We start from the raw sequence: 12,481 nt of genomic DNA on the forward strand, positions 1-12,481 counted from the left end.
AGGGAGCACGAACATGAGCGAAGCAGCATCGGTTCTCAAGGTCGCCGGCGTCTCCAAGCGCTTCGGTGGCCTGCAAGCCCTCTCGGACGTGGGCATCCAGATCAACAAGGGCCAGGTCTATGGCCTGATCGGCCCCAACGGTGCCGGCAAGACCACTTTCTTCAACGTCATCACCGGGCTCTACACGCCCGACTCGGGCACCTTCGAGCTGGGCGGCGCGCCCTATGCACCGACCGCGGTGCACCAGGTCGCCAAGACCGGCATCGCGCGCACCTTCCAGAACATCCGCCTGTTCGCCGAAATGACGGCGCTGGAGAACGTGATGGTGGGCCGCCATGTGCGCACCCATTCGGGGCTGATCGGCGCGGTGTTCCGCACCCCCGGCTTCAAGGCCGAGGAGGCGGCGATTGCCAAGCGCGCGCAGGAACTGCTCGATTACGTGGGCATAGGCAAGTACGCGGAGTTCAAGGCACGCACCCTGAGCTATGGCGACCAGCGTCGCCTGGAGATCGCGCGGGCACTCGCCACCGACCCCAAGCTGATTGCGCTGGACGAGCCCGCCGCCGGCATGAACGCCACCGAGAAGGTGGTGCTGCGCGAGCTGATCGACCGCATCCGCAACGACGGCCGCACCATCCTCCTGATCGAGCATGACGTGAAACTGGTGATGGGCTTGTGCGACCGCGTCACCGTGCTGGACTATGGCAAGCAGATTGCCGAGGGCACGCCGGCCGATGTGCAGCGCAACGAGAAGGTGATCGAGGCCTATCTGGGCGCCGGTCACAAGGCCCACTGAGGACGGACACAAATCATGGCAAACGACAACACCCTCCTCAAGGTCAACGGCCTCAAGGTGGCCTATGGCGGCATCCAGGCCGTCAAGGGCGTCAGCTTCGAGGTCAAGCAGGGCGAACTGGTGAGCTTGATCGGCGCCAACGGCGCCGGCAAGACCACCACCCTCAAGGCCATCACCGGCCTACAGCCGGTGGCCGAGGGCGAGATCCAGTTCATGGGCCAGAGCATCAAGGGCCAGGGCGCCTGGGACCTGGTCAAGCAGGGCCTGGTGATGGTGCCCGAGGGGCGCGGCACCTTCACGCGCATGACCATCATCGAGAACCTGCAGATGGGTGCCTACATCCGCAATGACAAGGCCGAGATCCTGGCCGATATTGACAAGGTCTTCGGCATCTTCCCGCGCCTGAAGGAGCGCCGCAACCAACTGGCCGGCACCATGTCGGGCGGCGAGCAGCAGATGCTGGCCATGGGCCGCGGGCTGATGGCGCGTCCCAAGGTCTTGCTACTCGACGAGCCCAGCATGGGCCTCTCGCCCATCATGGTGGACAAGATCTTCGAGGTCGTGAACGAGATCCACGGCCAGGGCGTGACCATTCTGCTGGTGGAGCAGAACGCCAGCCGGGCGCTCGCCGCGGCGAATCGCGGCTATGTGATGGAAAGCGGCATCGTCACGATGACCGGCAATGGCAAGGAGCTACTGAACGACCCCAAGGTGCGCGCCGCCTACCTTGGCGAGTAAGGCACCCAGCGGAGCCCGAGGATCCGGCTCCGCAGGTCCTGCGGGCTCGCCCCCTTGAGGGGGCCGCGCGAAGCGCGTAGGGGGTGGGTCGTCAGGCCAGTTTGACCAGCTTCGAACGGGCCCAGATGTCGGACTCTCGCGCGGGCGTGTTGCCGCTGGTCTTGACGCGGCCCAGCAACTCTTCCACACGGCCGGCGATCTTGCTGACCTCGGCCATCACGGCCTGCTCTTCGCCCTCGTTGCGGTACTCGCGTGCCACGCTGATGATGCCGCCGGCATTCACCAGATAGTCGGGCAGGTAGAGGATGCCGCGCGCCTGCAGCGCGTCGCCATCGGCGGCGGTGGCCAACTGGTTGTTGGCGGCGCCGGCGATCAGCTTGGCGCGGATCTGCGGCACGCTGCCGACGTTCAGCACCGCGCCGAGTGCGCAGGGAGCCAGCACGTCGACATCGGCGGCCAGGATCTCGTGCACGCTGACGGCCTGGGCGCCGAACAGCTCCTGTGCGCGCGCCACCTTGGCGGCGTCCACGTCGGCCACCACCAGCTTGGCGCCGGCCTTGTGCAGGAATTCGGCCAGGTGCCAGCCCACCGCGCCAAGGCCTTGCAGGGCCACGCGCACGCCGTCCAGCGAGGCGCGCTGCAGATGCAGGCGCACGCCGGCTTCGATCGAGACGAACACGCCCCAGGCCGTCTTGGGGCTGGGGTCGCCGCCGAAGGCGCCGGCACGCGGGATGCCGCTGACGTACTGGGTCTGTGCCTGCATGCCCAGCATGTCGGCGGTGGTGGTACCCACGTCCTCGGCGGTGATGTAGGCGCCGTCCAGCGACTGCACCGCACGGCCGAAGGCGGCGAACAGGGCGGCACGGTCGAACTGGCCGGCCGGCTTGATGATCACGGCCTTGCCGCCGCCGAAGGGCAGCTCGGCCAGGGCGTTCTTCAGGCTCATGCCTTGCGACAGGCGCAGCGCGTCGTTCAGCGCGGCGAGTTCGTTGTCATAGCTCCAGAAGCGGCAGCCGCCGAAGGCGGGGCCGCGGGCGGTGCTGTGCACGGCCAGGATGGCCTTCAGACCGGTCTGCTCATCGGCGGCCAGCAGCACGCGTTCATGCGGGGCTTGATCGGGCAGGCCGAACAGCGAGCTGGGGAGGGAGGAGGGGGCTGCCTCGCTGAGGGCGCGGGCTAGATCGGACGAGCGGTCGAGGGGAGCGTTCATGGCGTTTGCACTTGTGATGCCGGAAAAAAGCACCCGGCTTGGCGGGTGCCTGCTTGCGGGCTTGTGGCCCGAGTGCGCGAGTTTACGGCCTGCAGCGCTGGCCGTGCCATGGCCGGCTCAGCACATCTGGCATGGCGTGATGCCTGCCACGCATCAGGGATCCTGGAAACCGCCGTGCCGAAGCGTCACCACCAGGGTGTCGCGATAACCATGCTCGGCCTCGGGCTGGATCGGCGTGGTCTCATGGATCACACGCTCGTCGTCCAGCAGCAAGAGGGTCCAGGGCTCGCTCAGGGTGAAGCGCTGGCCGCGCGGGCCGCTGGCCTCGAACACGCGCGATTCGCCGCCCTTGATGCCCTTGCGCCCCACCAGGAACACCGCCACCAGGTCCACGCCATCGCGGTGCGCGCCCTCGGGCGTGGGCCGTCCGATGCCGTCGGTGGTGTCGATGCGGAACTGGTGCGCCTCGGCATACCAGGGCTGGGTGCCGCGCAGCCGGTCGGCCGCGCCCGCCAGGGCCAGCAACAGCTTGGGCCAGATGGGCAGGGCGGTGGCAGCTTCGGCCATCGGCTCGAACCAGCGCTCGAGCCCGCCGTGCAGGGCGTTGTAGTCCAGCGGCTGCCAGTGGGCGCGGTGCTGCACCTGCTGCACCGGCGTGGCGGACTGCGTGTCCAGCACAAAGCTGCCATGGCGGCGAAAGCGGTAGCGCCCGCCGTCGCGCAGATGGAGGTCGGGCGGCAGGTCGTTCCAGAACGGCGCCAGCGCGGCCAGCTCTGCCGGCTCGCAGCCCAACCAGTGGCGCAGGCTTTCGGGCGCCATCACGGCCGAGCCCTGCTCGCGCAACTGCTGCTCGAACTGGGCGGCGCTGGCATAGGGCGGGCTGAAATGCTGCATGGCGGCGGGTCCTGGATCAGAGTTGTGCGGGGTCAGGCCTTGCCTTGCTTGTCCAGCTCGGAGGTGAAGGCGTCGGCGTAGAACTCCTCGGCGGGCAGGCCGGCCTTGGCGACGAAGTCCGCCTGGGCCGATTCCACCATGATGGGCGCGCCGCATGCATAGACCTGGTGGCCGCTGAGGTCGGGCAGGTCGGCCAGCACGGCCTGGTGCACGAAGCCGGTGCGGCCGCTCCAGCCATCCTCGGGCTTGGGCTCGGAGAGCACCGGCACATAGCGCAGCTGCGGCATGCTGGCGGCGGCCTGCAGGGCCCAGTCGTGCAGATAGAGGTCGGCCTTGCTGCGGCAGCCCCAGTACAAGCTGACCGAGCGATCCAGGCGCAGATGCTGCAGGCGCTCGATGATGGCCTTGATGGGCGCAAAGCCGGTGCCGCTGGCCAGCAGCACAATGGGCTTGTCGCTGTCCTCGCGCAGGAAGAAGCTGCCGAACGGCCCTTCCATGCGCAGGATGTCCTTTTCCTTCAGCGCGCCGAACACATGGTCGGTGAACTTGCCGCCCGGCATATGGCGCACATGCAGCTCGATCGCCGGCGGCGAGCCCAGATTGCTGGGGGCGTTGGCCATCGAGTAGCTGCGGCGCGCACCATCGCGCAGGATGAATTCCACATACTGGCCGGCGTGGAACTGGAAGTTCTGGTTGGCCGGCAGCTGCAGGCGCAGCAGCGCCACGTCGGGCGCGGGTTTTTCGATGCTGATGACGCGGCTAGGCAGCTTGAGCACCGCGAACTCGCCGGCGCCCGGCACGGTGCGCGCCTCCAGCACGCAATCGGTCTGCGGCGTGGCGCAGCAGGTCAGCACAAAGCCGGCGGCCTCCTCGGCCTCGCTGAGGGTCTTGGCCTGGTGCGCGCCGTGGATCACGCGGCCTTCCAGCAGGCGGCTCTTGCAGGAGCCGCAGGCGCCGTCCTTGCAGCCATAGGGCAGGCCCACGCCCTGGCGGATGGCCGCGCCGAGCAGGGTTTCATCGCGTTCGACCGAAAACTCGCGGCCGCTGGGCTGCACGGTGACCTGGAAATTCATGGTGTGGATGGCTGGGCTCAATAAAAACTCGGCCCGCGAGGCGCATCGCGGGCCGGCGGGACCGATAAACTCAGGCGCCATTTTGCCTGACGATCACCCATGCCCTTATTGAGATCCCGGCGCCCACGTCTCTTGATCATCGGCTGCGGCGACGTCGGCATGCGGGTGCTGCGCGAGCTGCGCGGGCGACTGCCCGTGTTCGCGCTGACCACCAGCGAGGCGCGCGCGGCAGCATTGCGCGCGGCCGGCGCCATGCCACTGCTGGGTAATCTGGACGATCCCGCCAGCCTGGCGCGCCTGGCCGGCCTGGCCGACTGGGTGCTGCACCTGGCGCCGCCCGCCGCGCAGGGCGCCGAGGACGGGCGCACGTTGAATCTGCTGCGCGCGCTGGCGCGCTCGCCGCGCACCTCGCGCCTGGTCTATGCCAGCACCACCGGCGTCTACGGCGATTGCGCGGGCGCGCGCTTCGACGAGACCCGCGGCCCCAAGCCGGCCACCGACCGCGCGCGGCGCCGCGTCGACGCCGAGCAGCGCCTGCGCTGGTATGGCGCCAGCCTGGGTGTGCGCGTGAGCATCCTGCGCATCCCCGGCATCTACGCCTGGGATCGCGAGGGCGGACACCCGCGCGAACGCCTGGCCAGGGGCGCGCCGGTGCTGCGGCGCGAGGACGATGTCTACACCAACCACATCCATGCCGACGACCTGGCGCGTGCCTGCCTGGCGGCGCTGGCGCGCGGCAGGCCACAGCGCATCGTGCATGCCTGCGACGACAGCGAGTTGCTGATGGGCGATTACTTCGACCTGGCGGCGGAGTTGTGCGGCCTGCCGCGGCCGCCGCGCATCAGCCGCGCGCAGGCGCGTGTACAGATGTCGCCCATGCAGCTGAGCTTTATGGGCGAATCGCGCCGCCTCGACAACGGGAGGCTCAAGCGCGAACTGCGCCTGAAGCTGCGTTACGCCGACGTGAGCACCGGCCTGCTGGCTGGTGCCGGATGAACGATCAGCGGCGGCGCGCGCCGCGCCAGTAGTTCATCATCAGCCAGGCGCCCAGCATGCCGCCCAGGTGGGCGAAGTGGGCAATGCCGCTGGCGCCCATCAGGCCAAGAAAAAGCTCCAGCCCGCCGAACAGCGCGACGAAGTACTTGGCCTTCATCGGGATGGGCGGGAAAAGCGGCATGATGATGCGGTCCGGGAAGATCATGCCGAAGGACAGCAGCAGGCCGAACAGCGCACCCGACGCACCCACGGTGGGCGAGTGCGAGCCGATCAGCAGGGTGAAGATGAGTTGGGCCGCGGCGGCGGTGAGCGTGCTGGCGATCAGCAGATGCGCATAGCGCTTGCTGCCCCAGACGCGTTCCAGCTCCGAGCCGAACATCCACAGGCCCAGCATATTGAAGAACAGGTGCCAGACATCGCCATGCAAAAAGGCATAACTGAGCGGTTGCCAGGGCAGGAACAGGCCCGTGCTCAGTGGCCAGAGCGCGAAGAACACCTCGAACTGCGGCGGCAGCAGCGTGAACAGGCAGAACAGGCCCACGCAAGCCAGCATGAAGGCCTTGGTAACCGATGGGATAGGGGACATGAAGCTCGACTCTGTTGGGATGCCCTGGCGCATTGCTTGCCGCGCCGAGGGCCAGAGTGTAGGGGCTGCTGCGGCCCCGTCTTGCCGATGCGTCCTGAAGTGTTTCTGGTGGTGCCCGGGGCCGGACTCGAACCGGCACACCTTGCGGCGGGGGATTTTGAGTCCCCTGCGTCTACCGATTTCGCCACCCGGGCCAGAAAACCGTGCATCGCTGCGTGAGCCGCGGATTATGCCATGCAAACTTCTGAGCCGGCTGAGACAATGGCCGCCATGAATGAAAAGACCTACCCCAGCCTTGAAGACGTCATTGGCAACACCCCCCTGGTGCGCTTGCAGCGCGTGCTGGGGTCAGATCTTGCCTCGCGCGGCAATGTGCTGCTGGCCAAGCTGGAGGGCAACAACCCGGCGGGTTCGGTGAAGGACCGCCCTGCCATCAGCATGATCCGGCGCGCCGAGGAGCGCGGCGAGATCAAGCCGGGCGACACCCTGATCGAGGCCACCTCGGGCAATACCGGCATCGCGCTGGCGATGGCCGCGGCGATGCGCGGCTACCGCATGCTGCTGATCATGCCCGAGGACCTCTCGATCGAGCGTGCCCAGACCATGAAGGCCTTCGGCGCCGAGCTGATCCTCACGCCGCGCTCGGGCGGCATGGAATATGCCCGCGACCTGGCCGAGCAGATGCAGCGCGACGGCAAGGGCCGCGTACTCGACCAGTTCGGCAACGAGGACAACCCGCGCATCCATTACGAAACCACCGGCCCCGAGATCTGGCGCGATACCGGCGGGCGTATCAGCCACTTCGTCAGCGCCATGGGGACCACCGGCACCATCACCGGCACCTCGCGCTTTCTGAAGGAGCAGAGCGCCGCCATCCGCATCGTCGGCGCCCAGCCGGCCGAGGGTTCGCGCATCCCGGGCATACGCAAATGGCCCGAGGCCTATATGCCGCGCATCTACAAGCCCGATGCGGTGGACGAGTTGGTGCTGGTGAGCCAGTCGGACGCCGAGGAGATGGCGCGCCGGCTGGCGCGCGAGGAGGGCCTGTTTGCCGGCATCTCGGCCGCGGGTGCCTGCTGGGTGGCGCTGCAGCTGGCGCGCACGCTGGAGAACGCCACCATCGTCTTCATCGTCTGCGATCGCGGCGACCGTTATCTCTCCACCGGCGTGTTCCCGGCTTGAGCCTCCTAGAATCCCCCGTACAGCCAGGAGCACAGATGGATATTCACAAGGAACTAGACACGCGCGGACTGAACTGCCCGCTGCCCATACTCAAGGCCAAGAAGGCCCTGGCAGAGATGGAGAGCGGTCAGTTGCTGAAGGTGTATTCCACCGACCCGGGCTCGACGCGCGACTTCCAGGCCTTTGCCCGCCAGACCGGCAACGAGTTGGTCGAGCAGAGCAGCCAGGCCGACGAATTCGTGCATGTGCTGCGGCGCCGTTGAGCAGCGGCGCAAAAACCTCAAGACCCTCAGATGTCCAGGCTCTGCAGATAGGCGCGAAAGCCCGGACCAAGGTCGGGGTGGGCCAGGGCCAATTCCACATTGGCCTGCAGAAAGCCCTCCTTGCTGCCGCAGTCGTAGCGCTTGCCGTCGTAGCGGTAGGCGAACACCTTCTCGCGGCGCAGCAGGCCGGCGATGCCGTCGGTGAGCTGGATCTCGCCGCCCACGCCGCGCGGCTGGTTGGCGATCTCGTGGAACACGCCCGGCGTGAGGATGTAGCGGCCGGCCACGCCCAGGCGTGAGGGCGCCACCTCGGGCGCGGGCTTCTCGACGATGCGGCTCACGTCCACGAGCTTGTCGTTCACCGGCGTGCCGGCCACGATGCCATAGCGGCGCGTGTGCTCGGCCGGCACTTCCTGCACCGCAAGGATGGAGGCGCGCCATTCGGCGTACTGCTCAACCATCTGCTTGAGCACGGGCGGTTCACCCACCATCAGGTCGTCGGCCAGCAAGACGGCAAAGGGCTCGTTGCCGACGAGTCGCTGACCGCACAGCACTGCATGGCCCAAGCCCAGGGCCTGGGCCTGGCGCACATAGATGCATTCCATGTCGTCGGGCTTGACGCTGCGCACCACCTCCAGCAGTTCCTTCTTACCCGCCTGTTCAAGGGCTACCTCGAGCTCGAAAGTCATGTCAAAGTGATCTTCGATGGGCCGCTTGTGGCGACCCGTCACAAAAATCATTTCGCGTACACCGGCGGCATAGGCCTCTTCCACCGCGTACTGAATGAGGGGCTTGTCAACGACGGGCAGCATTTCCTTGGGCTGGGCCTTGGTGGCCGGCAGGAAGCGCGTGCCAAGACCTGCAACAGGGAAGATCGCTTTCGTGACTTTCATATCCGTACACTCTCCGGTTTGCGTTGGCGCGCATTGTGGCATTGCCACATGGCCGTGCCGCGGATCCCGAACCCCCTAAATAGCGCATGAGCCTGCTGATCCTGGAGCCACTCGAGCTGGAAGTGATGCAATGGTTGTCCGAGCGGCATCCGGTGCATTACGCCCCCGAGCTCGCGCTGGAGCCGCAGGCCTTGAAAGGGCTGCTACACCAGGCCCAGGGTCTGGTCTTGCCTCCCTCAGTGGCGCTGGACGCTAGCCTGATACGCATGGCGCCCAAGTTGCGCGTGGTCGGGCGCATGAGCGCCGGCGCCGAGAACATCGACCTGGAGGCCTGCCGGGCGGCGCGCGTGGAGGTGGTGCGCAGCCTCACCGCCACCGCAGCGGCCGAGGCCGAGTTCGTGATCGGTGCCTTGCTGGCCTTGCTGCGGCGTGTGCCGGTGCAGTCCAGCGACGGCATGTGGGTGGGGCGCGAACTGGGCTGCGCCACCATAGGCCTGATCGGCATGACGCCGGCCTCGCGCATGCTGGCGCAGATGCTGCCGGTGTTCGGTGCGCGGGTGCTGGGCTACGACCCCAGCCTGCATCAGAACGACCCGCTCTGGGCGCAATGGGGCATCGAGCCCTTGCCGCTGAAGGACTTGATGGAACAGTCCGACGGGGTGAGCGTGCAACTGGCCTATTTCCAGCGCTACCGCGGCCTTATCGGCGAGCGCGTGCTGGGCTTTGCCAAGCCTTCGCAGGTGCTGGTGAGCCTGGGACATTCGGCCCTGTTCGACGAACATGCGCTGGCCGAGGCGCTGCACAGCGGCCGCGTGCTGGCCGCCTGGTTCGACAGCGTCGAGCCCGGCCTGATGGAGCCGGGCCGCCCGCTCTATGCGGCACCGGGCCTGCAGGTCACGCCGCGCGTGGCCAGCACCACGCGCGAGTCGCGCACGCGCGCCGCCTGGGGCATTGCGCGGCGCATCGACGAGCTGCTGATGATTCCGCCCGAACCCGCGGCGGATTTCCGCTCGACTACACCAGCCGCGCTGCCTGATCCTGTAGGCGAGCAACGGTGGCGCTAAAGTCGGCCACACGCTGACGTTCCTGCTCCACCACGGCGGCAGGCGCGCGCGCCACAAAGCTTTCGTTGGTGAGCTTGCCGTTGGCCTTCACGATCTCGCCCTGCAGACGCGCGATTTCCTTGGCCAGACGGGCCTTCTCCGCCTCCACGTCGATCTCCACCTTGAGCGCGAGGCGCGCCTCGCCATGCACCAGCACCGGGGAGGTGGCGCTGGCCTTGGCGAAGTCCGCCTCGTCGGCGATCAGCTGCACCTCGGCGAGCTTGGCCAGCGCCTTCAGCAGCAGCGCCGCTTCGGCGATGAAGCCGGTGTCGCCACCCACCAGCAGCGGCACCCGCTCCGCGGGGCTCAGCGCCATCTCGCTGCGCAGGCTGCGGCAGGTGCCCACCAGCGCCTTGAGATTGGCCACCCAGGCCTCGGCAGTCGCGTCGATGCGCTCGGGCTGCGCCAGCGGGTAGGGCGCGTTGACGATGTAGTCGGTGGTCTTGCGCTGGGCCAGCGGCGCCACCGTCTGCCACAGCTCCTCGGTGATGAAGGGCGCGATCGGGTGCAGCAGGCGCAGGATCGTTTCCAGCGTGCGCACCAGGGTGCGGCGGGTGGCGCGCTGCTGGGCCTCATCGCCAGTCTGAATCTGCACCTTGGCGATTTCCAGGTACCAGTCGCAATACTCATCCCACACAAAGGAGTAGATCGCGTTGGCGACGTTGTCCAGGCGATAGTCGGCAAAGCCCTGGGCCACCGCCTGCTCAACGCGCTGCAGCTCGCTGGCAATCCAGCGGTCGGCCTGGCTGAAGCGCATATAGCCCGCCGGGCATTGGCCCTGCTCATGGGCCAGGCCACAGTCCTGGCCCTCGGTGTTCATCAGCACGAACTTGGTGGCGTTCCAGAGCTTGTTGCAGAAGTTGCGATAGCCCTCGCAGCGCTTGCTGTCGAAGTTGATGTTGCGACCCAGCGAGGCCAGCGAGGCGAAGGTGAAGCGCAGCGCATCGGCACCGAAGCCGGGAATGCCTTCGGGGAACTCCTTCTCGGTGGCCTTGCGCACCTTGGGCGCGGTCTCGGGGCGGCGCAGTCCGGTGGCGCGCTTGTCCAGCAGCGGGCCGAGTGCGATGCCGTCGATCAGGTCCACCGGGTCCAGCACATTGCCCTCGCTCTTGCTCATCTTCTGGCCCTGCGCGTCGCGCACCAGGCCATGGATGTAAACATGCTTGAACGGCACCTTACCGGTGAAGTGCGTGGTCATCATGATCATCCGGGCCACCCAGAAGAAGATGATGTCGTAGCCGGTCACCAGTACCGAGGAGGGCAGGAAGAGATCCTGTTCCAGCGTCTGCTCGGGCCAGCCCAGCGTCGAGAAGGGCACCATGGCCGAGGAGTACCAGGTGTCCAGCACATCCTCGTCGCGCGTCAGCGCGCCGCTGTAGCCGGCGGTCGCGGCCTTGGCGCGCGCCTCGTCCTCGCTGCGCGCCACGAACAGCTCGCCGCCCGTGCCATACCAGGCCGGGATCTGGTGACCCCACCAGAGCTGGCGCGAGATGCACCAGTCCTGAATGTTGTTCATCCAGTGGTTGTAGGTGTTGACCCATTGCTCGGGGTAGAACTTCACCGAGCCGTCGGCCACCACCTCGGTGGCGCGCTGGGCGATGCTCTTGCCGTCCTTGCCCGGCTTGCTGACGGCCATGAACCACTGGTCGGTCAGCATCGGTTCGATCACCTGGCCGGTGCGCTCGCAGCGCGGCACCATCAGCTTGTGCTTCTTCACCTCGACCAGCAGGCCCAGGGCCTCCAGGTCGGCGACGACCTTCTTGCGCGCGACGAAGCGGTCCAGGCCGCGGTAGGCCTCGGGGGCCTGGTCATTGATGGTGGCGTCCAGCGTCAGCACGCAGATCATCGGCAGGCCATGGCGCTGGCCCACCGCATAGTCGTTGGTGTCATGCGCGGGCGTGACCTTGACCACGCCGGTGCCGAACTCGCGGTCCACATAATCGTCGGCAATCACCGGGATCTGGCGGCCGGTGAGCGGCAGCGTCACCTGCTTGCCGATCAGGGCCTGGTAGCGCTCGTCCTCGGGGTGCACCATCACCGCCACGTCACCCAGCATGGTCTCGGGGCGGGTGGTGGCCACCACGATCTCGCCGCTGCCATCGGCCAGCGGATAGCGGATATGCCAGAGGAAGCCGTCTTCCTCCTCGCTGCTGACCTCCAGGTCGGAGACCGCGGACTTCAGCACCGGGTCCCAGCTCACCAGGCGCTTGCCGCGATAGATCAGACCGTCGTCGAAGAGCTGCACAAAGGTTTCGGTCACCACCTTGGAGAGCTTCTCGTCCATGGTGAAGTACTCGTGCTCCCAGGAGACCGAGTCGCCCATGCGGCGCATCTGGCGCGTGATGGTGTTGCCGGATTCCTGCTTCCACTCCCAGACGCGGGCGACGAAGTTCTTGCGGCCCAGCTCATGGCGGCTCTTCTCGCCCTCGACACCACGCTCCTGCAACTGGCGCTCCACCACGATCTGGGTGGCAATGCCGGCATGGTCGGTGCCCGGCACCCACAGCGTGTTGTGGCCCAGCATGCGGTGGTAGCGCGTCAACGAGTCCATGATGGTCTGGTTGAAGGCATGGCCCATGTGCAGGGTGCCGGTCACATTGGGCGGCGGCAGCTGGATGCAGAAGGACTCGCGGCTCGCGTCCAGCGTCGGCTTGTACAGACCCTTGGACTCCCACAGAGGCCCCCAATGGGCTTCCAGGGCGGCAGGTTCGAAGGACTTGGCGAGTTCGGTGGTCATGGCAAGGTTC

12 protein-coding genes and 1 tRNA gene are annotated in these 12,481 nt (G+C 67.3%); 6 read left to right on the forward strand and 7 right to left on the reverse strand.

The window, feature by feature from the left end; translation table 11 throughout:
• Positions 1–13: 13 nt before the first annotated feature.
• Positions 14–796, forward strand: a complete 783-nt coding sequence (locus WG898_RS07695) for an ABC transporter ATP-binding protein (RefSeq protein ID WP_339602166.1) — start codon at positions 14–16, stop codon at positions 794–796.
• A 15-nt stretch (positions 797–811) separates the two neighbouring features.
• Positions 812–1,534, forward strand: coding sequence for an ABC transporter ATP-binding protein (locus tag WG898_RS07700; protein ID WP_339602167.1), 723 nt, complete (start codon positions 812–814; stop codon positions 1,532–1,534).
• Positions 1,535–1,625: 91 nt separating this feature from the next.
• Here WG898_RS07700 and WG898_RS07705 read toward each other — a convergent pair whose 3' ends face one another.
• From WG898_RS07705 to WG898_RS07715, 3 genes are all read right to left on the reverse strand, one after another.
• Complete coding sequence (locus WG898_RS07705; RefSeq protein WP_339602168.1) at positions 1,626–2,744, reverse strand: Glu/Leu/Phe/Val family dehydrogenase; 1,119 nt, start codon at positions 2,742–2,744, stop codon at positions 1,626–1,628.
• 153 nt (positions 2,745–2,897) lie between these two features.
• Complete coding sequence (locus WG898_RS07710) at positions 2,898–3,638, reverse strand: 2OG-Fe dioxygenase family protein (RefSeq protein ID WP_339602169.1); 741 nt, start codon at positions 3,636–3,638, stop codon at positions 2,898–2,900.
• A 32-nt stretch (positions 3,639–3,670) separates the two neighbouring features.
• Complete coding sequence (locus WG898_RS07715; protein WP_339602170.1) at positions 3,671–4,711, reverse strand: CDP-6-deoxy-delta-3,4-glucoseen reductase; 1,041 nt, start codon at positions 4,709–4,711, stop codon at positions 3,671–3,673.
• A 99-nt stretch (positions 4,712–4,810) separates the two neighbouring features.
• Here WG898_RS07715 and WG898_RS07720 point away from each other — a divergent pair, with 99 nt between their 5' ends.
• Positions 4,811–5,707: an NAD-dependent epimerase/dehydratase family protein gene (locus tag WG898_RS07720; RefSeq protein WP_339602171.1), complete on the forward strand. Its 897-nt coding sequence runs from the start codon at positions 4,811–4,813 to the stop codon at positions 5,705–5,707.
• Between the two features lie 4 nt (positions 5,708–5,711).
• On the opposite strand, the gene WG898_RS07725 is transcribed toward WG898_RS07720, so the two are convergent.
• Both WG898_RS07725 and WG898_RS07730 read right to left on the reverse strand, forming a co-directional pair.
• Positions 5,712–6,293: a rhomboid family intramembrane serine protease gene (locus WG898_RS07725; RefSeq protein ID WP_339602172.1), complete on the reverse strand. Its 582-nt coding sequence runs from the start codon at positions 6,291–6,293 to the stop codon at positions 5,712–5,714.
• A 109-nt stretch (positions 6,294–6,402) separates the two neighbouring features.
• A tRNA-Leu gene (locus WG898_RS07730) sits at positions 6,403–6,487 on the reverse strand.
• 76 nt (positions 6,488–6,563) lie between these two features.
• Here WG898_RS07730 and cysM point away from each other — a divergent pair.
• A complete protein-coding gene (cysM, locus tag WG898_RS07735; protein ID WP_339602173.1) occupies positions 6,564–7,475 on the forward strand; it encodes a cysteine synthase CysM in 912 nt (303 codons plus the stop codon).
• A gap of 35 nt (positions 7,476–7,510) precedes the next feature.
• Entirely contained in the window at positions 7,511–7,738 is a 228-nt protein-coding gene (locus WG898_RS07740) for a sulfurtransferase TusA family protein (protein ID WP_339602174.1), read from the forward strand.
• Between the two features lie 26 nt (positions 7,739–7,764).
• Here WG898_RS07740 and galU read toward each other — a convergent pair whose 3' ends face one another.
• The gene (gene galU, locus WG898_RS07745; protein ID WP_339602175.1) at positions 7,765–8,631 is read right to left on the reverse strand and encodes a UTP--glucose-1-phosphate uridylyltransferase GalU; all 867 of its coding nucleotides are present in this window, start codon (positions 8,629–8,631) and stop codon (positions 7,765–7,767) included.
• An 86-nt stretch (positions 8,632–8,717) separates the two neighbouring features.
• On the opposite strand from galU, the gene WG898_RS07750 reads away from it, so the two are divergent.
• The gene (locus WG898_RS07750) at positions 8,718–9,695 is read left to right on the forward strand and encodes an NAD(P)-dependent oxidoreductase (RefSeq protein ID WP_339602176.1); all 978 of its coding nucleotides are present in this window, start codon (positions 8,718–8,720) and stop codon (positions 9,693–9,695) included.
• Here WG898_RS07750 and WG898_RS07755 read toward each other — a convergent pair.
• The gene (locus WG898_RS07755; protein WP_339602177.1) at positions 9,646–12,471 is read right to left on the reverse strand and encodes a valine--tRNA ligase; all 2,826 of its coding nucleotides are present in this window, start codon (positions 12,469–12,471) and stop codon (positions 9,646–9,648) included. The genes WG898_RS07750 and WG898_RS07755 overlap by 50 nt on opposite strands.
• Between the last annotated feature and the right edge of the window lie 10 nt (positions 12,472–12,481).

The organism is Paucibacter soli, assembly GCF_037482845.1.
Taxonomy (GTDB): Bacteria; Pseudomonadota; Gammaproteobacteria; order Burkholderiales; family Burkholderiaceae_C; genus Paucibacter_B; species Paucibacter_B soli.

Coding starts and splice junctions, on each gene's coding strand:
- WG898_RS07695 (WP_339602166.1), top strand. CDS start 14: ATGAGCGAAGCAGCATCGGTTCTCAAGGTCGCCGGCGTCTCCAAGCGC.
- WG898_RS07700 (WP_339602167.1), top strand. CDS start 812: ATGGCAAACGACAACACCCTCCTCAAGGTCAACGGCCTCAAGGTGGCC.
- WG898_RS07705 (WP_339602168.1), bottom strand. CDS start 2,744: ATGAACGCTCCCCTCGACCGCTCGTCCGATCTAGCCCGCGCCCTCAGC.
- WG898_RS07710 (WP_339602169.1), bottom strand. CDS start 3,638: ATGCAGCATTTCAGCCCGCCCTATGCCAGCGCCGCCCAGTTCGAGCAG.
- WG898_RS07715 (WP_339602170.1), bottom strand. CDS start 4,711: ATGAATTTCCAGGTCACCGTGCAGCCCAGCGGCCGCGAGTTTTCGGTC.
- WG898_RS07720 (WP_339602171.1), top strand. CDS start 4,811: ATGCCCTTATTGAGATCCCGGCGCCCACGTCTCTTGATCATCGGCTGC.
- WG898_RS07725 (WP_339602172.1), bottom strand. CDS start 6,293: ATGTCCCCTATCCCATCGGTTACCAAGGCCTTCATGCTGGCTTGCGTG.
- cysM (WP_339602173.1), top strand. CDS start 6,564: ATGAATGAAAAGACCTACCCCAGCCTTGAAGACGTCATTGGCAACACC.
- WG898_RS07740 (WP_339602174.1), top strand. CDS start 7,511: ATGGATATTCACAAGGAACTAGACACGCGCGGACTGAACTGCCCGCTG.
- galU (WP_339602175.1), bottom strand. CDS start 8,631: ATGAAAGTCACGAAAGCGATCTTCCCTGTTGCAGGTCTTGGCACGCGC.
- WG898_RS07750 (WP_339602176.1), top strand. CDS start 8,718: ATGAGCCTGCTGATCCTGGAGCCACTCGAGCTGGAAGTGATGCAATGG.
- WG898_RS07755 (WP_339602177.1), bottom strand. CDS start 12,471: ATGACCACCGAACTCGCCAAGTCCTTCGAACCTGCCGCCCTGGAAGCC.